Source organism: Blautia glucerasea (assembly GCF_020537505.1).
Taxonomy (GTDB): domain Bacteria; phylum Bacillota; class Clostridia; order Lachnospirales; family Lachnospiraceae; genus Blautia_A.
In genome coordinates, this window is sequence record NZ_JAJBMO010000007.1 from 124851 (window position 1) to 148791 (window position 23941).

Genomic DNA, 23941 nt, shown 5'->3' on the forward strand with positions numbered 1-23941 from the left:
TTATGGGAAAAATCATTGATTTATCAGCAGTGCTTGAGAAAGAGGAAAAATTACAGCAGGTGGCAGATTACATGGAAGAGCTGAAGAACCAGTTCTCCGAGCTGATCCAGGAGTATGAGGATGATGGAGTGGATGCAAGAAAGGTTGATACGTTGACGGAGGCCTTGGACGCATTGGAAGATGCGTATGATATGGTATGCGAAGTCGTGGAAGATGGAAAATAAATCCTAAAAACCTATTGACATAGTGGGTTAATGATGGTATTATCCATTTAACAAATAAATAACCAAGTAAATCAATAAGAAATAAGGACAATCGATTTTGCAGAAGTAAACAGGCGGTGTCACAGTTCTGGTTAAACCCAGTAATATAGCGACATCATCGTCAATAAATTTGAAGCGGCCAGAAGCGCCGGGAAAGGAATGGATATGGCATACTATAAGGGAACACTTGGATTAATTGGAAACACCCCACTTGTAGAGGTTACAAATATTGAGAAGGAGCTTGGACTGGAAGCTACTGTTCTTGTGAAGCTGGAATACTTTAACCCGGCAGGAAGTGTTAAGGACAGAATCGCCAAAGCCATGATTGAGGATGCAGAGCAGAAAGGAATCCTGAAGGAAGGTTCCGTAATCATCGAGCCAACTTCTGGAAATACCGGAATCGGTCTTGCATCTATCGCAGCTGCCAAGGGTTATAGAATCATCCTCACCATGCCAGAGACCATGAGTGTTGAGCGCAGAAACATTTTGAAAGCATACGGCGCAGAACTGGTTCTTACCGATGGAACCAAGGGAATGAAGGGAGCTATTGCCAAGGCAAGTGAGCTTGCAGCAGAGATTCCGAACAGCTTTATCCCGGGACAGTTTGTGAACCCGGCGAACCCTGCAGTACACAAGGCTACTACAGGTCCGGAGATCTGGAAGGACACCGAAGGCAAGGTTGATATCTTCATCGCAGGTGTTGGTACAGGCGGAACTCTTACAGGAACAGGTGAGTATCTGAAAGAGCAGAACCCGGATGTGAAGATTGTAGCACTTGAGCCAGCTACCTCTCCGGTATTATCTGAGGGAAAAGCAGGCCCGCATAAGATTCAGGGAATCGGCGCCGGTTTTGTTCCGGATGTTCTGAATACAAAAGTTTATGATGAGATTTATAAAGCAGAGGCTGATGAGGCATTTGCCACAGCGAAGCTTCTAGCACACAAAGAAGGAATCCTGGTTGGAATCTCTTCCGGTGCTGCATTAAGCGCTGCAATCGAGTATGCGAAGAAACCTGAGAACAAGGGTAAAGTGATCGTAGCCCTTCTTCCAGATACAGGTGACAGATATTACTCTACACCACTGTTTACTGAGTGATTTCTATATATTATAAAGAAAATAAAAGGACTGCCGTAAGTGACTGCTTCAAGCAATTTCACTCCGACAGTCCTTTTTCTGAGAAATGCCATCTTATACTTAAACCCCAGTTCAACTAATCCGATTGACATACTGGGGGATTCTATAGTAACATGAACCAAATGCTAATTTAGTGTGTTGAGTACTGGAAATTGGAAGTCAATCAGTTCCAGCCAGTACACATCATTTGAACAACTTTTAACCAACTAACTAGCACCAACCTGTCATAGGAGAATAACAATATGAGTGAAATCACTGCAACCAAAGAACAGCAGAATAAATATGAAACCCTGAAAGAATACTTACGCAGCCTTGGCAGCGCGGCCGTTGCTTTTTCAAGCGGTGTGGACTCCACATTCCTGTTGAAAACTGCCCATGACGTACTGGGCGATAAATGTATCGCGATTACAGCTATGTCCTGTTCTTTTCCAAAAAGAGAACTGGAAGAGGCGAAAGCCTTCTGTGAAAAAGAGGGAATCCGCCATATTACAGTAGAGTCCGAGGAACTGGAAATTGAGGGCTTCTGTCAGAATCCAGCCAATCGTTGCTATATCTGTAAGAAAGAGTTATTTGAGAAAATTTGGGACATTGCCAGAAAAGAAGGGCTGAATGCAGTGGCAGAAGGCTCCAATATGGATGACAACGGCGATTACAGACCTGGTTTACAGGCAGTTGCAGAGCTTGGAGTTAAGAGCCCGCTGCGCCACAGCGAATTATATAAAGAAGACATCCGCGCCTTGTCCAAAGACCTTGGCCTTCCCACCTGGGAGAAACAGTCCTTCGCCTGTCTTTCTTCCCGTTTTGTGTACGGCGAGACCATCACTAAGGAGAAACTTGGCATGGTAGACAAAGCAGAGCAGTTGCTTCTGGATCTGGGATTTCATCAGCTGCGTGTGCGTATTCATGGTACACTGGCGCGAATTGAAGTACTGCCAGATGAATTCCAGAAAGTTCTGGAGAACCGGGAGCAGATTGTAAAGGCATTCAAAGAATACGGCTTCACATACGTGACTATGGATATCCAGGGATATCGCATGGGAAGTATGAACGAGACATTGAAGAAGTAAAAAGTATCAGATATCCTAGTAGATTGATCGAATTAAAGATACATGATGTGCTGATTATATATAAATAGGTGTTTGTACATTGTGGTACCTATAGTATGATATGAGTGTCAAAAGGTCTTTTGACACTCATTTGATACCCGGATTGCTACGCAGCTGCGCTGCTCCCGCAATCCTCCAAATATTCGAAATACGCTGATTTACTGCGTAAATCGCTACTTTCTCATATTTGGCGTGTCCCAAGTTCAAAAGCCTTATCGTGCAAGCACGAACGGCTTTTTGACCTTTGGACACTGGTATCATAGTAAGTGAAATGCATAAGAATTTTGATTTTATTGAATTGCTCAAAAAAATGACGTCATGTATTCGATTGGAGATGTCATTAGGATAATTTGTGATAATTATTTGCCCCATAAATACAAAGAGGTTCAGAACTATTTGGCAACAAAATCAGAAGAAAGTTATGCATTTGTATTTACACTAGCCGTGAGATTATTTTAAACAAGGGATTAGTAAGTAGAGAATTGTGTTTATACAGAAGATGGTTAGGGTGTGAGAAAAAATCCTGCACAGGTTATGTCAGAATGATGTAATCTGGCAGGATTTTTTTGGAAAGAGAACAGTACAGAATATAAACAATTACGATACAAGTTGTTTGTAAAAAAATAGAAATGTAAGTACAAGTACAGTACAAATGCTATTGATGTTAATGAATATATGGTTTATTATAAAGTTACAATAAAACCAGGAAATCACATATATAATATGTGAAAATTACCAATAATAAGATTGATATGCACGTATTTGGCCATGTATAAGCATAAAAATATAACAAGTAAAAACAAATTTATAAAAAATGGAGGGTTAAAATGAAAAGAACAATTTGTACATTATTAGCAGGAATCATGTCAGTGTCGATGCTAGTGGGAAATGCAGCAGTAACACGTGCTGGAGATAATCAGGATGATATTACAATTGGCGTATCTATTTGGGGAACATCAGATCCATTAGGTGCATCCTGTAAAAAAATTCTTGATGCAGAAGCAGAGGCCCTTGGTGTGAAATTAGTATACGTAGAGCATTCTCTGAAATCTGAAGAAGTTGTTTCATCAGTTGAGAATCTTTGTGCTTCCGGGGCACAAGGAATTATTATTTGTAATTCTGCAGATGCTGAAATGGCAAAAGCGATTCCTATTTGTGAAAAAAATGAAGTGTATTTGGCACAGTATTTTAGACAGATAACAGATGAGCAAGTACTAGGTATGGCAGAGGAAGCCAAGTATTTCCTGGGAGAGACTCATGAAGATGAGGAACAGAATGGATATGATCTTTGTAAGATCTTGGTTGAGGATAAAGGCAGTAGGAACATTGGAATGTTAAGTTACCGTGTTGGTGATGCTACCGCTGGAGCAAGAATTGCTGGTTATCAGAAATACGTTGAAGAGTGGAATGAAAATAACCCAGATGATCAGGTTAAATTGGGCGATGTTGTAGATGATAAATGGACTGCAGAAGAAGCCAGACAGGCAGTTGAAAACATGATTGATGCAGACAGTAATATGGATGGACTGGTAGTAGTCGGAAACGCTACATCACTGGAAGGCGCATTAAATGCAGTAAAGGCTAAAAATCTGGTAGGCAAAATCAATGTGGTTTCTACTGATTTTACTGAAACATTAGGAACTCAGTTACAGAATGGTGAAATTGCAGCGATGTCTGGTGGTCATTACGCAGATCCATATTTTTCTTTAATGATGGTTTATAATGCAATTCGCGGAAATTATGTGAAAGAGGAAGGTAAGCTATTTGAAATAAAATTTCCAATGATGTATGTAGCTTCTGAGGAAGACTATAATAATTATAATAAATACTTTGTAGAAACACTCCCTTATACAGCAGAAGAAACGAAAGAAATTGCTGAAGAGTCTTTTGAAGATTTGCAGGCAACAGCAGCGGCTCTTAGTATTGAAGAAGTAGCACAGAGACATGGAGAACAGTGATAATTAAGTACAATTGTAAAACGGAGGAGATGGAGTTTATCTCCTCTGTTTAAGAGGAAGCAAGTATATGGAGAAAAAAATGAGGATGGACAGAAGAGCAAGAGGCGCAGTGACTTTATTAGGTAGCTGCCTGGCAGTCTACCTGATTTTCAAAATTATTCGTCCCAATAATTTTGGAAGTCTTTCAAATTTATTTTCCTATCTACAACAGGCATTAATGCCAGCAGTGGCAGGATGTGGACTTTATTTTATTGTAATAATGGGGTTGTTTGATTTTTCTATTGGTGCAAATATTGTTTTGTCTGCTTTGATAGGAGTTATAGTTGGAAATAAAATAGGATATGTTGGTTTTGTAATTTCTATTGTAGCAGTAGCAAGTCTATTAGGTTTAATAAATGGAATTGTGTATGTTAAGTGTCGGATCCCTTCCATCATTGTAACGATTGGATTAATGATTATTTATGAGTGTTTGGGAGCTTTACTCGCATCAGGCAGTGTATTTACATTGTCAAAGGATCTTGGAGCTTTTGGTCATGCACCCATGAATATAATTTTTTCACTTATAGCATTTGCGATTGCATATTATTTCTTGAAATGTACAAAAATTGGCATTTATACGTACGCTATTGGAAGTAATGAAAAATCAGCAGAAAATATGGGGATTAATGTAAAAAAGTATAAAGTTATAGCATTTGTGCTTGCAGGTTTTTTTGCTGGATTGATGAGTATTCTAACTGTTAGTTATGGAAATGCAATGTCGCCAAGTACAAATATGGCAAGTATGTCAAGAAGTTTTACCCCGCTTATGGGCTGCTTTTTTGCATTAGCTTTTAAGAACTCTATTAATCCTATTATTTCTATTATAGCAGGAGAATTTATAATCACAATGATCATGTCAGGATTGATTGTGGTTGGAGTCCCGTCTACGCTTCAAAATTTAGTGATTGGAGTTACGTTGATAATAATTATTTTGCTGACATGTAGGGTTGAACGTGATGCAGTAGTGAAATAATAGGAGGAATTATGGGAAATCAGGTCTTATTAGAGATTGATAATATTTCGAAGGCTTTTGGTATTACGAAAGCATGCAAAAATATTACGTTCACAATTAATAAAGGAGAAATACATGGGCTTATAGGTGAAAATGGTTCTGGAAAATCGACCTTAACATCAATGATTTATGGTTTACAGTCTCCTGATGAGGGAAGGTTCGTTTTTCTTGGAAAAGAATACAAAGCCCATAACCAATTGGAAGCGAATGTAGCAGGAATTTCAGCTATTGTTCAAGAAGCAGGAACTTTGAGTGGCTTAACAGTTGCCCAGAATATGTTTCTTGGAAAAGAAAAAGAGTTTATTTCAAACGGCTTTTTAAATAACAAAAAAATGAATGTTGCAGCAGATTCACTTTTGAAAGAGTATGGATTTGAGACCATAAAAGGAGCCGATATAGTTGATAAGTATAATTTTGAAACTAGAAAATTTATGGAAATTGTGAAGGCAACTTATTTTAAACCAGAATTAGTAATTGTGGATGAAACTACAACCGCATTATCACAGGATGGTCGTGAAATTCTTTACGAACAGATGGATAAGATTAGAAATTCTGGCAGAACTGTAATTTTTATTTCTCATGATTTAGATGAAGTGATGAGTAAAACGGACAGAGTTTCCGTGCTCAGAGACGGAGAATATATTACTACTGTTAATACCAAAGAAATAACAGCGGACAATTTAAAAGAATTAATGGTAGGGCGTAAAGTCGACAATCGGTATTATCGTACGGATTACGGAACCCCAGTTTCTGAACAGGTAGTATATTCTATGAACCATGTTACGACAAAAGGTTTGCTTAAGGATGTTTCATTAGAACTTCACAAAGGAGAAATACTTGGAATTGGTGGGTTGAGCGACTGTGGTATTCATGAAATTGGAAGAGTACTGTTTGGTGCAGAGAGGAACTATGAAGGAGCAGTAAAATTTTCCGATGGAAAGAGGATTAACTCTATTACGGAGGCTATTGCTGAAGGAATTGCTTATACGTCTAAGGATAGAGACAATGAATCTGTAGTTTTAAATGCAAGTATAAAAAATAATATTTGTATGATGGCCTATGATTCACTAAAAAAAGGAATTTTTATTTCACCTTCTAAGTGTAATAGTTTTGCAAATAAATTTGCAAAGAAGCTTAGTGTAAAAATGCAAGGCATAGAACAGGATGTTGCAGGGTTGTCTGGAGGAAATAAGCAAAAAGTAGTATTGGCAAGGTGGCTGGCTATTAACCCTGAAATACTTATTTTCGATAGTCCGACAAGAGGTATTGATATTAAAGTAAAAGCAGATATCTATAATGTTATGGATGAACTGAGAAAAGAAGGAAAATCCATTATCATGATTTCAGAGGAAATTATGGAATTAATTGGTATGTGTGATCGGATATTGATACTTAAGAATGGGGCTGTTAATGGGGAATTTGTACGAAATGAGTCTCTTCAGGAACAGGATCTGATTAAGAAGATGATTTAACAGGAGACATGTAATGAGTGAAAAAACAAATATGAAAGAAGAAAAAAAGTTAAAAAAATCTGTAAATGGACGTTTCTCTTATATTGGTATCGTCATTCTCCTGGCTTTCTTTGGGGTAGTTACAAACTTTAAATCCCTAACTGCGGGAAATTTGCTTTTGATCTTACAGCAATCTTATGTGTTGCTAATATGTGCGACAGGTGTCTTTTTTGTTATGAGTATGGGAAGTCTTGACTTTTCTCAGGGAGCAATTATTGGTGTGGCATCAATTGCAGTTATTCTTGCAGGACAAGAGCATATTGCGTTGGGAATGATTGCCGGAGTTGCTGTAGGAGCAGCAATTGGTTTGATAAACGGTATACTTCATGCAAGATTTAAAATTGGCTCCTTTATTGTAACGATTTGTACGATGTTGGCATTTAGAGGTCTGTGTGCTTTTCTTACGACCGATTCACCGTATTCTGCGCCAATTTATATGTATATGATGGATGCAGACAAATTTGCAATTCCTATTGTAGTAATTGTTTTATTAGGTGGATTTGTTGTATCAAGATATACAAAATTGGGACAATATGTTCGAATGATTGGTGCCGGAGAAACTGCAGCAAGATTTTCTGGAATAAAGATTGAGAAAATAAAAATAATTTCATTTGTAGCAGCGGGGGTACTTGCTGGATTGGCAGCAACGATAAACGTAATACGTGTAGGATCAATTACTGCTTCGGCAGGAAATCTTGCGGAGACAAATGTGATGATCGCTTTGGTTCTGGGAGGACTTCCTGTGAGCGGAGGAGCAAAGACAAAATTTAGCAGTGTGATATTAGGTGTATTTATGCTTAGTATTTTAAATAATGGATTAGTATTACTTCAGATTGAACCTAATCTACAGCAGTTGATACGAGGGCTGATTTTCCTGGTGATTGTTGCGATTACTACAGATAGAAAATCACTGGCGGTTATCAAATAGGAGGAAAAGAAATGAGTAGAAAAATTTCAGTTGTAGAAAATGGAATTTATATGACGTTTGTAATTGAAGGCGAGGAAATTAGATTAGTTAATTTTTCTGATACGGATGCATTCGAAGATGATATGAATGAGACATTGCAAAAAAATGGATATCTGGTTGAGTATCAGGAAACTGGAATGGGCAGCAGTGATCACCGTGGCAGAAAACATATTGGCTGCAATCCTGGATGTTGGATGAAGTATAAAGATTTTAAAGATACAAGAAATGTATTTGGAAGAAAGATAGAAGTAACACAGGAATATGAAGGTGTTGAATTGGTAAGTCATTATCAGTTTTTTGATGGTGTAAAAGTAATCAGAAGCTGGACTGAGGTGATTAATAACAGTGCTCAAACACGGGAAATTGAATATGTATCATCTTTTATGTACTTCTTCGCATCTTATGGTGGAATGACAGGATGGGAGAAGAAGATGAGACTTTATCAGGCTAGCAATTCATGGTATGATGAATGCAGATGGACTTCTAATACTTTACCGGAGCTGGGATTAAATCCTATTAATTTGGCACAATCTACAAAACGGATTTATTTACAAAATGAGGGATCATGGTCAACTGAAGAATACCTTCCTATGGGATGTCTCAGAAATGAGGAAACAGGAACAGAATATTTGTGGGAAATTGAGCACAATGGTTCCTGGTATTGGGAGGTTGCAGAGAGTCTTGAAACAATGTTTTCCAAAGATAATCATAATTTAATGATTACAAGCACTGGTGATCAGATTGGGGAAATATACTTCCAGCTGTCTGGTCCAACCGAATGGGAGAGTCAGTGGCATAAATCCCTAAAACCAGGAGAGACCTTTGTCAGTGTTCCAGTTGCAGTTGTTGCCTTAAATGGTAAGTTTGAGGACTCTTTTGCACAAATTGTGAAATACAGAAGAATAATTCGCAGAAAAAATCAGGACAATGAAACACTACCAGTAATTTTTAATGATTATATGAACTGCTTATTTGGAGATTCTACTACAGAAAAGCTTCTTCCTTTGATTGACGCAGCAGCAGAAGCTGGATGCGAGTATTTTGTTATTGATTGCGGATGGTATACAGATAAAAACTGGTGGGCTGGTGTTGGAGAATGGCAGCCATCGAAGGGAAGATATCCAGGTGGAATTGACAAGCCAATCCAGTATATACGTGACAAAGGAATGATTCCTGGTTTATGGCTGGAAATAGAAGTGGTTGGATTTGATTGTCCTCATTTTGAAAATATTCCGGATACCTGGTTCTTTAGGAGACATGGACGTACTGTCAGCGATCAGTGCAGATACCAATTGGATTTCAGAAATCCTGAGGTGCAGGCTTATGCAACAAAAGTAATTGATAGAATGGTAAACGAGTTTGGAGTAGGCTATATTAAAATGGACTACAACATTAACAGTGGAATTGGAACAGAAGTGGATTCTGACAGTTTGGGAGATGGACTTCTTGAACATAATAGAGCATATTTATCCTGGATTGACAGTATTTTCGAGAGATATCCTGATTTAGTAATTGAGAATTGTGGTTCTGGTGGATTAAGAATGGATTATGCGATGCTTAGCAGACATAGTATTCAGTCCTCCAGTGATCAGACCGATTATATTAAGAATGCATGTATTGCGGCTTCAAGTGTAACGGCAGTGAACCCGGAACAGTGTGCAATCTGGTCATATCCTATGAGTGGTCAGGACAAAGAAATAACTGTTACAAATATGGTAAATGCAATGCTTCTTAGAATTCATCAAAGTGGTCATTTGGGAAATCTTCCAAAGGAACAGTTTGAAATTGTGAGACAGGGGATTAAAGTATATAAGTCAATTAGGAACGATATTAAGTCTGCCACGCCATTTTGGTTAACTGGTTTACCTAAGTTTGAGGATGATTGGTTTACTTTTGGCTTGAACTGTGACACCCATGCATACCTTGCCGTGTGGCGAATTGGTGGGGCAGAAACACTACATATGCAGCTGACAAAGGAATTAGAAAAATTCACCTCAGCAGAACTAATTTATCCGGATTTTTCAGATGATAAGGCAGTTATTTACTTTAATAAAACAATAACAGTAAAATTGAAAAATGCAAAAACCGCTCGAGTATTTAAAATTTATTAATTAGCAGAATAGGTGAAAATGGCAGAGTATAAATATAAAGTCGTATATGACTGGATAAAAGAAAAAATTGATAATAGAGTATATAAATTCGGTCAAAAACTTCCTAGTGAAAATTTTTTGTGTACGAAGTTCAACATTAGCCGTCAGAGTGTACGGAAGGCATATGTTGCACTTACTATGGAAGGATACGTTTATAGTATTCACGGAAGTGGATATTATGTAAAAAAAGAAAGCAATTCTGGACAAAGTAAGAAAACCATTGGAATTATAATGTCATATGTAGCCAATCATATGTTTCCAAGTATTTTGTATGGAATAGAAGAGGTACTTTTGGAAAATGGTTATGGCATGCATCTGGGAATCACAGAAAATTGTTTTGACCGGGAGCGAAAATGCCTAGAGCTTTTAGAGAGAGACAGAGTTGCAGGTATTATTGTGGAAGGAACTAAAAGTGCTCTTCCTAATCCTAATTTAGATTTTTATCAGCGTTTTATTGAAAGCGGAATTCCAATTGTATTTATCCATAATTATTACATGGAGTTAAAGGTACCTTCTGTTTTAATGGATGATATCAGAATGACAAAAGAGATAACAATGCTTTTGATCAAGGCTGGACATGTGGATATTGGTTGTGCGTTTAAATATGATGATTTGCAGGGACACCGCAGATTCCAGGGGTTTTCAGAGGCATTGAATACGGCGGGAATTCCGCTTGTGGATGATCATGTAAAATGGTTTGCATCAAAGAAGGAATTATGGACACAGAATCGTTATGGAATTAGTATGGATGTTGACAGTGTAAAAGCAGTAACTGGTTATGTGTGTTACAACGATATTCTGGCAGAAGAATTTTTGATGGAAGCGAAAAAAGCGTCTATCAGTATTCCACAACAATTGTCTATAGTAGGTTTCGATGATCAAAATGTGCAGCTGGATGACGGGCATTATCTTACTTCTGTGCGTCACCCAAGAAAAAAACTGGGAATTAAAGCTGCAGAAACATTGTTAGACATTATAGAAGGTAATGGTCACATAGATAATTGTGAGCGTGTGATTGTTCCCTCGAAAATATCTATAAGGGATTCTATTATTCCTATAAAATAATATATGTTGATTTGTAAGTAAATTTGTCTCACGATTGTGCTTAATTTTGACCCACTTGAACTCAGAAATTATCTGATTTCAAGTGGGTCGTTTCTGTATATGAATCTGCGGTGTGTTGTAGTAGTCCATTCGCGCCACAAATCCTGTCATCCATGCCATTTTCTTTTATTCCTAATTTAACTCCGTTAAGATAAGTCCAGAATAAAAAAGGGAGGCAAAAGAAAAGGAATGAACAAAAAAAGAAGTCACATTTTTCGTGGACTTGCCAGCATTTTCCTCGCGTTTACAGTGCTGTTTGGAACAGTGATGTCAGTGGCACTGAGCTGGGAAGGCAGGGTAAACGAGCTTCTGGGAGTTTCAGATGATACTTTCGCAAGAAGCCAGGACCCGGATGACTATTATTACAAATCCGACTATGAAGATCCGGCAGATCTGATCAAAGCGGAGATTGCTTTGAACACGAGAATGGAAGCAGAAGGTGCGGTGGCATTAAAAGGCACACCTGCTGTAGACGGAACCGGAGTGACCTTATTCGGAATGAGAAGCCAGGCCATGCAGTATGGCGGCTCCATGGGTTCTCTTGTAGAAAGCAAACAGGCAGTGCGTCTGGCTGACGCATTGGAGGAATACGGATTTTCCGTGAACCCGGATATGGTTTCTTTCTACGAAAGCATGGAAGAAAACTATGCGCCAACAAAGGCTGCCGGTGGTAACTGTGTGGATATCAATAAGGGTTCCACAGTAAATGAAGTTCCCGTAAAAGAATACTTCGCAGTTTCCCCAGACTCTATGGAAGGCTATAAAGATGCCGCGGTAGTTGTCCTGGGAAGAGATGCCGGAGAGGGCGCATGTTTCTACCCGGGTGAAGATGGAATCGCAGATCCGGACGAGTTTTCCAATAGTCCTACAGGAAATATCCTGAGCCTGTCAAATGCAGAGCGTGCATTGATTAATTATGTTGAAAATCAGGGCTTTAAAAAAGTGATCGTTCTTCTGAACTCTGCATGTGCAATGGAGATTGAAGAACTGAAACAGGATGACGCAGTAGACAGTATCCTCTGGATCGGAAATCCAGGCTGCTATGGAACATACGGAATCGCACAGCTTCTGAAAGGAGACGTGCTTCCATCCGGACATCTCACCGATACCTATGCAGTGAACTCTGCACTTGCACCTGCAATGAGAGATTACGGTGCATACGTATTTACAAATGCAGACGATATTGACACATCTTCCAACAACGCCCTGCGAAGCAGATGGTATCTGGCAGAAGAAGAGAGCATTTACATTGGCTACAAATATTATGAAACCCGTTACTTCGATTCTGTTCTTGAACAGGGAAATGCATCTCAGGCTTTGACCGGCGAGACTGCAGATGGCGGAAAAGTATGGGATTATGACAATGAAGTATCCTACAGCTTTGGATATGGCGTAGAAGGTTCCTCTTTCTCCGAGGAGATTACCGATGCGAAAATCGACTGGAGTGGGGAAACTCAGTCCGAAGTTACGGTAAAAGTAACAAACACCGGCGACAATGCAGCGAAACATGCAGTTCAGCTTTATGTTTCCCTTCCATACACTGATTATGATAAAGAAAATGGTGTGGAAAAATCTGCAATTCAGCTGGTTGGATATGGAAAAACAGGAGAGGCACAGGAAAATTCCTTCGAGGATGTAGTTCTTCTTGAGCCAGGAGAAAGCGAAGATGTGACTGTCACATTTACCGCAACCGACTTGTATTCCTATGATATGACTTATGAACATGATGATGTAACTGGTGCATACATTCTGGAAGCTGGAGATTATTATTTTGCAACTGGAAATGGCGCCCATGATGCAGTCCAGGGAGTTCTGAAGGAACAGTATCCGGACAAAATGAAAGATACAGAGCCGACAGGTGATGTTTATAAAGAGACTGTTGATTCTGAGATGACTTTAACAGAATCAAACGAAACTACTGTTCAGAACCAGCTTACAGACGGTGACCTGAACTCCTATAATTGCGGTACAGAGATCACTTATTTGAGCCGTAATGACTGGGCACATACTTTCCCGGTTGGAATCGGAGAAATCACAGCAACAGAAGAGATGATTGCTCTTCTTCGCAATGAAATCTATGACAAAGAAGCAGAAAATGTCGCATATGAAGGCGAGACTGAATTTACATACGGTGCGGACAACGGCGTGCAGGCAATTGCACTTAGAGGGCTGGACTATGACGATCCACTGTATGACAAAGTTCTTGATGAAGTAAGTCTTCAGGATATGTTAAACACATATTGTTCGCTTATGAATTCAAATGAAGATATTGTCATGCCAAAGGAAAATGGAGCAGACAGCCCGGTGGGGTTACTTGGAACTATTGGCAAATATACTGCGGGAACTCTTTATGAGGTAGCAGAAGACGATCCTTCCTATGGACATTCCACTGCAGTATATGTAAGTGAAAATGTAGTGGCAGCAACCTTCAGCCCGGAGCTTTCCAGTGAGCAGGGACGTCTGATTGGAAATGCAGGTTTGTGGGATGGCTATACGGGATGGAATGCACCAGGACTGAACATTCACAGAAACCAGTACAATGCCCGTAATCTGGAATATTATTCTGAAGACCCGATTCTGACAGGAACAATGGGATCCAATGTTTACAGGCAGGCAGTAGCATACGGAATGGTAGTTGCAGGAAAACACTTTGCATTTAATGATCAGGAAACAAATAGAGATGGTCTTGCAGTATTCCTCAGTGAACAGGCTGCAAGAGAAAATGAACTTCGTGGTTTCCAGATTGCATTTCGCGATGGAAATGCCAATAGCTTAATGACAGCTTTTAACCGTCTTGGCTGTACACATGTGGGGGCAAGCAAAGGTTTGATGAATGGCATTCTCCGTGGCGAGTGGGGATTTAAAGGATATGTAATTACAGACTCTGTAAAATCTTCCCAGTATTTCCTTCCATCTGAGTGTCTTGTTGCAGGAAATGACAGGATGCTTGGTGGCTCCAACAATGTTTCCGTATGGGGGTACACAGAGGATGAAGTGGCTGATGATATGGTGATCCAGGCGGGAGTAAGAGAATCTTATCACAGATACCTGTACACTTATGTAAACAGCAGTGTCATGAATGGAATTTCAGAGAAAACAGATGCGACCGGAGTGATTGCATGGTGGATTATGGCACTGCAGCTGGCAATGGGAATCTGCTTTGTACTATTTATGGTATTCCTGGTGCTGTTTATTTTGAAATACAGAAAGGAGCGTAAAAACAATGAATCAGAAAAAATTCAGTAAGCTGGAATTTGCAATGGAAGTTCTGGCATTGCTCCTGAATGTGGCTGGGCTGGTGCTTTTTGGCGTCGGCTATACCACTGGATATTATACCTTTGGTGAAATGAATTCATTGATGATTCTTTCCTTTTTCCTGGTTGGAATGGGAATGGAGCTGTTCTCTCTGGTTGCCATGGCAAAATGGGGAGACAAAATGTGGACACGTTTTCTTACTTTCGCAGTAACTGCATTACTGGCAGCAGGTGCAATTTTGTTGATCGGAGACAGAGTAGAAGGAATTGGAAACTGTGTGATCACAGATTATGACTCTGGTCACGGCGGTGAGGAAGCCATCTATTATTCGCTGGCGGCTTCAGGAACAATGCTTCTGGGAATGATCCTTAATATTGTGGGGAGCTTTTCAAAATTGCCTGAGATCAAAAATGAGAAGTAAAACAAAGGGATAAATATGTTAAGCACAGGTGAAAGCCTGAAAAATAAAGAGAAAATGGAGGATTTTCAAATGAAAAAAGCAACAGCGATTTTAACAGCAGGAATTATGGCAATGGGAGTTATCACCAGTGGGGTTACCGTTTTTGCAGAGGAAACAGAGGAGAAAACCTACAGCGTAACTTATAACATGAATAACGGAAATGCAGAAGATATGCCGGAATTTCAGTTTCTGAGCGGAAATATGAAGGGAATGGTTTCCAATGAAAGCCGTTTATATGTTGAAATTGATCTTACACTTGACGGAAAAGATGCATATAAACTTACTTCTGACTGTTATGTATTGGAGAATGGTAAAAAGGCTGAAATTGGTGATGATACAGGAATTGGACTGACATTGACTACAACTGCCGAAGGAACTTATACAGATAATGGTGATGATACTGTAACTATCAGTACTCCGGAACATGTACATCATGATATGCTCACAGATACTTATTCTGTACAGATGAAACAATCTGTGGGAATGAATGTTCTTGGAAATGAAGAGGACGGTTCTTATGATAGTGATGATCTTCCAGAGCTGACTTCTATGGTTCCAGAGACAATCTTTACTTTAAACGATAAAGGTGAAATTGTAACTTATAATTACCTTCATCCGGAAGACTATGAGACAAAAGACGATGCCGAAAAAGCTGACACAGCAGAAGCTGGTAATGAGCTGATCGCAATTCCAAGTGATGACGAAGCCACAACCTTTACACTGTTTGACAATGGAACCTATGAATTCTACTTCGCAAGCTACGATGTAAAAGATAATGGAACATACGCATACGATGCAGATTCCCAGACTCTTACCATTACAGATGCAAATGGAAAAGAAACTACTTCCACAGTTGATGGTGACAATGTAAAATTCCACTATGAATACAGCGAGAGTAATCAGCTTACAGGTGATTTCACAGTAGAGGCAGCTGCACTTGCAGACGCAGTAAAATAAGTTCCAGAGTTGTTGACCGGGCGTAAAGTGAACGGTAAACGCTATTTCCAAACAAGTTCCAAACAGGCTTCCGGTTATCTGGAAGCCTGTTTGACCACACAAATCAAGTATGATATATTTACTGTAAAAGTTCTGGGCAACAGTAATAATAAATCGAGCCTGTATAAGTTGAATTTATGAATAGCGTCCAGATCAGACTGTACTTGAGAAAAGGTGTGGGGAAATGAAAGTAGCGATTGTTGATGACGAGCTGGAAATGCGTCAGATCATGACAGACTATGTGAAAAGATTCGGGGAAGAAGCCGGGATTGACCTGGAGACGGTAACCTTCGAATCCGGCGAACAGTTTTTGAAAGACTATAAGATGATTTATGACATCATCATCTTTGATATTGATATGCCTGGAATCAATGGAATTGACACGGCAAGAAAATTAAGAGAAACAGATACCAATGTTACTATTATTTTTGTGACTAATATTGCCCAGTATGCCATCAATGGTTATGAGGTGGATGCGGTTGACTATATTCTGAAGCCGGTAAGCTACTACGATTTTTCCATGAAGTTTCACAGAACTGTGGCGAAGGCTGCCCAGAGGAAAGAACATATCATAAAAGTAGAGACAGCCGAGGGAACTCGCAAGTTAAGGCTTCCGGCGCTTATCTATGTGGAGATTCTTTCTCATTATCTTTATTTTCACACCACGAAAAGAGATTACAAAGTCAGGGGAAATATTGGTGACGTGGAAAAAGAGCTTGAAAAATACAATTTTGTGCGGATCCATCGCTCTTACATTGTGAATTTAAAGTATGTGAATAAAGTGCTCAGTACAGAGGTTACTGTAGGCAGTGCAATTCTTCCTGTCAGCAGAAATTATAAGGAAAAATTAAAAGAGGAATATCTGAAATATATAAGGGGAGAGGATTAAAAATGCTGAAAAACATATCCTTTATGGATATCTTTGATGTATGCCGTGTGCTGCTTGGGGCAATCAGCGCAGAAATCGTTTTTATGGAACGTGCTGCGGAACATCGGGAGCATTTTCCGCAGCGTGTCATGGTTAGCAGTTTAGGTGTTCTGGGATTTATTCTCCTTTGCATTCCCATGTACTGGTTTCGCAACACTTATGGCGGTTCGGGGATTGCAGCTCTTATTACAGCTGTATGGTGGATGACCACTGGCATTGTCTCTATGTGCTGTATCTATTATTGTTATCAGGTGACAGTATGTAATCTTATATTTCAATGCATTCTGGGAATTGCACTGGAAAATCTGGTAACTCTGGTTCTGCAATATCTGGTCTGCAAAATCTGTTTTCCTTCTTTACAAACAGAGCATACCGCATTGTATGTTTTCATAACGGTTCTGTTCTATGCAGCCTTCGACACAATGGCCTATTTTCTTCTTGTTCGTAAAAGTGTGCGTGGACAGGTGGTTGTGAAGGAAGACTGGAGAACGTTTCTTGTTTATCTGACTGTGTATATTATTATTACGGGAATGGGAGATGTGACCAATCTGATTTTTCACTGGAGCAAAAAGGATGGAGATATGTTCGGTGGGATAGAAATGTTTACCCAATTGGCGGTACCTTATTTCTGTATTGTGGTGAATGTGATTGTTAATCTGGTCATTGTTCTGCTTCAAAATATGACTTACCGCATTTTGTCCTTGCAGAAAGAAAAAGAGATGATTCAGGTTCTCCAAAAAGAAAAAGAGCAGCAGTATCTTTTCAGCAAAGAAAATGTAGACCTGATCAACCAGAAATGCCACGATCTGAAACGGCAGATCCGGGCACTGCAGATGGTGCATGGAGAAGAACGGGAGCGGCTTTTTAAGGAAACAGAGGAAGCAGTCCAGTTTTATGATGCCCATATCAAAACCGGCAATGATGTGCTGGATACTATTCTCACGGAAAAAAGCTTTGTCTGCGCCAGACAGGGCATTCGTTTTTCCTGTAATATTCATGCAGAAAAAATGGACATGATCGATGTGATCGATTTCTACACCCTGATCAGCAACGGATTGGATAACGCCATTGAGTGCGTGTCAAAATACGAAAATAACGAAAAAAAGGTTATCAATGTAGCAGTTCTTGAACGAGGCAGCATGCTTCACATTTTTATAGACAACTATTTCGATGGTGAGCTGGAATTCCGAAATGGTTTTCCGGTAACCAGCAAGGAAGACAAAGGCTACCATGGATATGGCGTAAAGAGTATGCAGATGATTGCGAAGAAATACAGCGGGGATATTCGGATTAGTGTGCAGAACCACACGTTTTCCCTGCAGATCATGCTGCCAGTAGAGTGTTAGGAGGAAGTTTATTTGGAAAAAATAAAAGGTGTAAATTTAGGTAACTGGCTTGTGCTGGAGAAATGGATGCTGCCGGAGATGTTCGCAGGAACCGGGGCAGAGGACGAGGTATGGCTCAATCGGAAGGTAAGTTCAGATGAATTAAAAGAAAGAATGAAAAAGCATAGAGATACTTTTATCACGGAAAAAGATTTCGCTTTTATTAAAGAACAGGGAATCGGGCTGGTTCGCATTCCGGTTCCTTATTTTATATTTGGAGACAGAGAACCTTTTCATGGATGTATTGAGTATCTGGACAATGCCTTTGGTTGGGCAGAGAAGTATGGTTTGCAGATTCTTATTGATCTTCATACCGTTCCGGGAAGTCAGAACGGATATGACAACGGTGGCATTACTGGTGTGTGCAAGTGGTGCAAAAATCCCCAGGAAGTGGAATTTGCCCTTACCGTGTTGGAACGTCTGGCAGAGCGCTATAAAGATCGTAATGGGCTGTACGGAATCGAGGTACTTAATGAGCCCATCAGTTTCCTGGTTTATGCTACTGCGCCGTCTACTGGAAAGGCGGTGGATAAAGAAGAGGCGAAAGGTTCCGGCTATGTACCCATGCCGTTTCTGGAAAATTTTTATCGGGATGCATATAAACGCTTGCGCAAAATCCTTCCAGAGAATAAGACCATTGTGTTCCACGATGGCTTTCGCCTGAGACACTGGGGCAGATTTTTCCGAAAAGAGAATATGAAAAATGTGGTGCTGGACACGCATATTTATATTTTGGCAATGGAGAGCTTCGTGCCGATCCACAAGCCCTGGGTTTACCAGATTTATATTAAAAGCCAGCAGCGCCTGATCCAGCGGATTCAGAAGGATGTGCCTGTAGTGGTTGGTGAATGGTGTATCTGCAATAAATATGCGGAGAAAACAGATTCTGGCATGAGTGCAGAGGCTGCTGCGAAGAGACGCAGGGAGCGCTATCTGGAAATTGCAGCTTTGCAGCTTCAGGCATGGTCTGAGGCGAAAGGCTGGATCTACTGGAGTTATCAGTTTAAACCAAATCGAAAGGAGCCTCTTGATGAAAGATGGAAAGAAAGCTGGGATTTTTCACGATGTGTGGAAAACGGCTGGATTGAATTCAAGAACTGACAAGCAGAAAGTTACCTTGCGGGAAATGATCTTTGGTTATTTCCTGGGACCGCTGCTGGTGCTGGCAATGACCAGTGTGGCAGCGTCTTATTACCTTACTTTTTACCGTACTTATGATGATATTGTAAACCAGAGAGTTTTTCTTACAATGCTGCCACTGCTTTCAGTTATTCCTATGGCACTGTCCAATATTATAATTGGAATTCTGGTTGGAAAGACCAGAACAAAGCAGGGGAAAGCAAGACCATATATCCTGATGGCGGCTCCGCTTTTGCTGGTGTCCGGAATTCTGGTATTCTGTATTCCTTATTTAAGCCTGGGTGTGCGGATGGTGTGGATGGCAGTAACTTATAATCTGTTTGCAGCCATCGCTAATCCGATTTATGGAACGTCACATTATCTGATGGTTTCATTGTCTACCCGTGACCTGGATCAGAGGGGAAGGCTTTCCGTAATTTCCAACATTCCGGCAGTTGCAGGAAATGGACTGATCAGCAGTATTGTAATGCCGTTGATACTTGGCTGGATTAATTCTGCATCTGGCAACGATGTGACACAGAACCGCTGGCAGATGGTAATGACCGTGTTTGCGGTGCTGGCGTTTGTGGGATGTGTGTTGGAGTATTTCTTTACCAGGGAGAGAATTACAGAAGAGGATATGGTGGAACCGGAGGGAGAGACAACATACAGTTCTTCCACAAAAGAACTTCAAACTGACAAGACTAGAAGCAATATTCAGGAAAGTCAGGGCGGCAGTAGAAGAAAGAACTCTGACAGTGTTGCCGCCCAAAGGACTGGTGCGAAATCCGCGCCTGCAGTCCCCTCCACCCTTGAACAGTTAAAAGCTGCCGCCTCCGATTCCTACTGGTGGATTATTATTATTTTCTACCTGCTCTACCAGGCTGGTGTCATGTTCAAAGGCGGCTACGTCTTCAACATTTTCTGCCATGAATTTTTCCAGGAAGTGCACATCTTCGGAATGACATTAACCGCTGACATGGCGCAGTCTGTTCTGGCGCTGATCAGCGGAATCCCACTGGCAGCCGGCATGCTGTTCATCTGGCCATTGACAAACCGCTTCGGCAAGAAGAACATGATCCTTGTGGGCTGTGTAATTTCTATTGTTGGAAGTATTGTGTGTCTTCTTGCACCTGATAATTTCGCAGTTATGTTAGTCGGACAGACGCTGAAAGGCTTATCCAGCGTCCCGGGTGCTTATATCATGATGGCTCTTTTCGCCGATGTCCTGGATCATCTGGAAGCAAAACTAGGCTACCGTGTAGACGGTATTTCTATGTCTGTATACAACACCGTACTCACCGTAGTGAATGGTCTTGCCGTAGCCGTCTTCAACTTTTTCTACGATAACCCTGCCCTTGCGGGAAAAGCCGTCACCGCTTTTTTCTTCCTGGGCTTCGAGATCATAGCACATGGAATTCTCATCATTGTGGTATCGTTCCTGAATGTTGAGAAAAAAATAAAGGCAGAACAGGAACTGATTGCAAAAAGAAAAAAAGGACAACTGTAAAATAAAGAAAAAGCAACAGGTGTCCTTATATAAAAAATATTTATTCTAAGTTAAAAAGCAGGATTATGGAATCAGGTATAACTGCCAGAATTGTGTGTGGATTTACAGTTCTGGTAATTATACCTTATCTTATTTTGGCAGTTATTATTGCGGTTGTATTTATGAATTATACAGCTTCCAATCTGGGAAGTGCAGCAGAGGATGCGATGAATGTTATTGGGAACCAGATTAAGGCAGAGAAAGTGAGGTTATACAAAATGAGCGAAAAAAATTCAAACTGGATTTGGTTATCCTCATGGACAGCCCAGGATAAAGAGGAACCGACACTGGCTTTGTTTCGGAAGGAATTTGAGCTTACAGAGGTTCCACAGGAGGGGAAAATAAAGATTTCAGCAGATTCCAGATACAAATTATATGTAAATGGAAAGCTGGTGGAGGTTGGACCAAGTAAAGGGGACAGCCAGGTATGGTATGTTGATGAGGTTGATTTACTGCCGTTTCTGAAAAAAGGCAGGAATGTGCTCAGTGTCTGTGTATTGAGGTATCCAACAGAGCGAAGCAAAGGCTGCTTTGGGATTTGCAGAACAGAGTACCCGTTCCTTTATGTAGAAGGTTCTGTACAGGATGAATCCGGAAAACGTTATAGTCTGGATACATGTGAGGGGTGGTTTGGAAGAAAGGCAGATGGATTCCATATTGTATCGGAATCTGATCTTTTTGCCCCATTACAGATTCTGGAAAATACAAGTGGAGCGCTCTGGCAGAAAGGTTGGATGAAGCCGGGGTATGATATGAAAGGCTGGGAAAGTCCGTATATATATCCGGACATGAACCAGGCTGTCAGCCCAGGAAATTTACAGAAAAGAACTATTCCGTTTCTTTATCGGAAAGAGCGAAACTTTGATAAGGTCATGAGGCTGTGCAAGGATTCATTTTTTCAGAAAGATCAGTGGGAAAAATTTTTGCAAGGAAATCAGGAGCTTTGTATTCCTGCGCAAACAATGGTGTCTGTAGAGATCAGTGCAGGTGAAGAAATGACAGGGTATCTGAACTTGTTTGTGGAACAAGGCACTGGGGCAGAAGTAAAAATACTGGAATCCGAGTCCTATGTTTTAGGCGGCGAGATAGGGGATTTAAAAGTTCCGTTAAAAGGTGACCGGGAAGATTTCCAACATGGATATTTAAATGGATTTACAGATTGTTACAAGTGTGCAGGGTATGGCACTGAGGACGAACCGGAAATTTATGAACCATTCTGGTTCCGGACATTTCGTTTTATCAGGCTGGAAATCCATACCAAATCTGAGCCTTTGACATTGAAGAAATTTTATTATACCGAAACCGGATATCCTCTGGAGGTAAAGACCAGTGCAGAGGCTTCTGACAACCGTTTTGAAAAAATATGGGAGATCAGTGAGCGGACGCTGCGCCGGTGTATGCATGAAACTTATGAGGACTGTCCGTTTTATGAACAGCTGCAGTATGCTATGGACGCACGGACACAGATACTATATACATATGCGGTGGCTGCGGATGACCGTCTGGCAAGACGATGTATGGAAGATTTTAGGAGAGCACAGAGGTATGATGGACTTTTGAACTGCGCGGCGCCCAGCACCGCACCGAATGTAATTCCGGGATTTTCCATTTATTACATTCTTATGCTGTACGATCATATGATGTATTTTGGAGATAAAGAATTGTTGGAGCGGCATATGCCAACAGTAAAGGGAATTTTAAGCTTTTTCCATTATAACCGGAGCCCAGAGGGTTATGTGAAAAAGATTGGCGGTTTAAATGGGAAGGCACGTTTCTGGTCATTTATTGACTGGGCTGTGGAATGGTCGGATACAACCGGAATTCCTCCGGCAACATTAAAAGGTCCTGTAACAATGGAAAGTCTCTTATATATACTGGGCCTTCAAAGTGCTGCGAAAATTGCAGGATATCTGGAAAGAAATGAATTGAAACAGCAGTTTGAAAAAAGAGCAGTAGATGTACAGAATGCAGTGAGAACGTATTGTATTGGAAATAACGGTATGCTGCAGGATGGTCCTGGAATTGAGGAATACAGTCAGCATACGCAGGTATTTGCTATTTTAACAGACACAGTAGAAGGGGATCAGGCGAAACAGAATCTGAAGGAGACGATCCTGCATAAAGACAGGTATCCTCAGTGCTCCGTTGCTATGGCTTATTACCTTTTCCGGGCGTTGGAAAAAACAGGAATGTATGAGCTGACAGAAGGATACTGGGATATCTGGCAGCGCATGGTGGAGAAACATGCCACAACCTGTGTGGAAGATGAGGTACAGGAAAGAAGTGACTGTCATGCGTGGGGGTCACTGATCCTGTATGAACTCCCGTCCGTAATTCTGGGAGTGAGACCAGCTAAACCAGGATACCAGGATATGAAGATAAATCCTGTTCCCGGCTATTTAACATCTGCCAGCGGATCTGTGATCACACCGAAAGGGGTGGTTCATGTACAATGGCATAGAGAAGGGGAAAATATCTTGGTAAATCATGCAGCCGATTAGTTGAAAATTGCTGCAATTTGGGGAATAAAAGGGCAGAGATGAAATATTCTCTGCCCGTATTTGCGTCAGAATAAAGACAGATATTAAAACAGTTCTTATTTTCGTTAAAAATTGCGCGTAAACATTTTTCAGGACGTAACTTTGAGTATTATTCAGAAGATGGGGTACTTTCCGGCTATATCGGAGCAGCAGAGGTTGCAGGTGCCAAGGCATATGGAATCCAGTGTTACATCAAGCATTTTGCACTGAACGATTCAGAAGGATACCGTAAGAATGCCCTTTGTACATGGACAAATGAACAGGCAATGAGAGATGCCGCGCACAATATCCTTTACAGTCTTGCAAACTCCAATGCAATGGATGAGCGTAACTTCAAGATGCCAGGCTGGGTAAAAGGCGTGATTGCAGCAGATGTTATAATTGTTTTATTGTTAGGTTTATGGGAAGTATTGACAATCCGTTCCTATAGAAAAAAGAATAAATAAAAATATTGTGACTGTGAAA

At 40.5% G+C, this 23941-nt stretch carries 18 protein-coding genes; all 18 read left to right on the forward strand.

Annotated features, from left to right (window positions below; translation table 11 throughout):
• Positions 1 to 2: 2 nt before the first annotated feature.
• Positions 3 to 224, forward strand: coding sequence for a hypothetical protein (locus tag LIQ05_RS08240; protein ID WP_226819844.1), 222 nt, complete (start codon positions 3 to 5; stop codon positions 222 to 224).
• Between the two features lie 204 nt (positions 225 to 428).
• Positions 429 to 1358, forward strand: coding sequence for a cysteine synthase A (gene cysK / locus LIQ05_RS08245; protein ID WP_226819845.1), 930 nt, complete (start codon positions 429 to 431; stop codon positions 1356 to 1358).
• A gap of 281 nt (positions 1359 to 1639) precedes the next feature.
• The gene (gene larE / locus LIQ05_RS08250; protein WP_226819846.1) at positions 1640 to 2464 is read left to right on the forward strand and encodes an ATP-dependent sacrificial sulfur transferase LarE; all 825 of its coding nucleotides are present in this window, start codon (positions 1640 to 1642) and stop codon (positions 2462 to 2464) included.
• 866 nt (positions 2465 to 3330) lie between these two features.
• Complete coding sequence (locus tag LIQ05_RS08255) at positions 3331 to 4461, forward strand: sugar ABC transporter substrate-binding protein (protein ID WP_226819847.1); 1131 nt, start codon at positions 3331 to 3333, stop codon at positions 4459 to 4461.
• Positions 4462 to 4528: 67 nt separating this feature from the next.
• Complete coding sequence (locus LIQ05_RS08260) at positions 4529 to 5473, forward strand: ABC transporter permease (protein WP_226819848.1); 945 nt, start codon at positions 4529 to 4531, stop codon at positions 5471 to 5473.
• An 11-nt stretch (positions 5474 to 5484) separates the two neighbouring features.
• Complete coding sequence (locus tag LIQ05_RS08265; RefSeq protein ID WP_226819849.1) at positions 5485 to 6984, forward strand: sugar ABC transporter ATP-binding protein; 1500 nt, start codon at positions 5485 to 5487, stop codon at positions 6982 to 6984.
• 13 nt (positions 6985 to 6997) lie between these two features.
• On the forward strand, positions 6998 to 7951 hold the full coding sequence (locus LIQ05_RS08270; protein ID WP_226819850.1) for an ABC transporter permease: 954 nt from the start codon (positions 6998 to 7000) through the stop codon (positions 7949 to 7951).
• Positions 7952 to 7962: 11 nt separating this feature from the next.
• A complete protein-coding gene (locus LIQ05_RS08275) occupies positions 7963 to 10101 on the forward strand; it encodes a glycoside hydrolase family 36 protein (protein WP_226819851.1) in 2139 nt (712 codons plus the stop codon).
• A gap of 18 nt (positions 10102 to 10119) precedes the next feature.
• Positions 10120 to 11205 carry a GntR family transcriptional regulator gene (locus tag LIQ05_RS08285; protein WP_318289526.1) on the forward strand — a complete coding sequence of 362 codons (1086 nt, stop codon included), beginning with the start codon at positions 10120 to 10122 and terminating at the stop codon, positions 11203 to 11205.
• A gap of 228 nt (positions 11206 to 11433) precedes the next feature.
• Positions 11434 to 14490, forward strand: a complete 3057-nt coding sequence (locus LIQ05_RS08290) for a glycoside hydrolase family 3 N-terminal domain-containing protein (RefSeq protein ID WP_226819852.1) — start codon at positions 11434 to 11436, stop codon at positions 14488 to 14490.
• Positions 14468 to 14920 carry a hypothetical protein gene (locus LIQ05_RS08295; RefSeq protein ID WP_226819853.1) on the forward strand — a complete coding sequence of 151 codons (453 nt, stop codon included), beginning with the start codon at positions 14468 to 14470 and terminating at the stop codon, positions 14918 to 14920. Before LIQ05_RS08290 ends, LIQ05_RS08295 begins: the two co-directional genes overlap by 23 nt.
• 69 nt (positions 14921 to 14989) lie before the next feature.
• Positions 14990 to 15916, forward strand: coding sequence for a hypothetical protein (locus LIQ05_RS08300; RefSeq protein ID WP_226819854.1), 927 nt, complete (start codon positions 14990 to 14992; stop codon positions 15914 to 15916).
• 223 nt (positions 15917 to 16139) lie between these two features.
• Positions 16140 to 16844 (forward strand): LytR/AlgR family response regulator transcription factor, encoded by a 705-nt coding sequence (locus LIQ05_RS08305; protein ID WP_226819855.1) that lies wholly within the window; start codon positions 16140 to 16142, stop codon positions 16842 to 16844.
• A 2-nt stretch (positions 16845 to 16846) separates the two neighbouring features.
• Positions 16847 to 18229, forward strand: coding sequence for an ATP-binding protein (locus tag LIQ05_RS08310; RefSeq protein WP_226819856.1), 1383 nt, complete (start codon positions 16847 to 16849; stop codon positions 18227 to 18229).
• Between the two features lie 12 nt (positions 18230 to 18241).
• Complete coding sequence (locus tag LIQ05_RS08315) at positions 18242 to 19369, forward strand: glycoside hydrolase family 5 protein (protein WP_226819857.1); 1128 nt, start codon at positions 18242 to 18244, stop codon at positions 19367 to 19369.
• The gene (locus tag LIQ05_RS08320) at positions 19299 to 20897 is read left to right on the forward strand and encodes an MFS transporter (RefSeq protein WP_226819858.1); all 1599 of its coding nucleotides are present in this window, start codon (positions 19299 to 19301) and stop codon (positions 20895 to 20897) included. The genes LIQ05_RS08315 and LIQ05_RS08320 overlap by 71 nt, the downstream gene beginning before the upstream one ends.
• A gap of 65 nt (positions 20898 to 20962) precedes the next feature.
• On the forward strand, positions 20963 to 23437 hold the full coding sequence (locus LIQ05_RS08325) for an alpha-L-rhamnosidase C-terminal domain-containing protein (RefSeq protein ID WP_226819859.1): 2475 nt from the start codon (positions 20963 to 20965) through the stop codon (positions 23435 to 23437).
• Positions 23438 to 23742: 305 nt separating this feature from the next.
• The gene (locus tag LIQ05_RS08330) at positions 23743 to 23922 is read left to right on the forward strand and encodes a hypothetical protein (protein WP_226819860.1); all 180 of its coding nucleotides are present in this window, start codon (positions 23743 to 23745) and stop codon (positions 23920 to 23922) included.
• Positions 23923 to 23941: the final 19 nt, after the last annotated feature.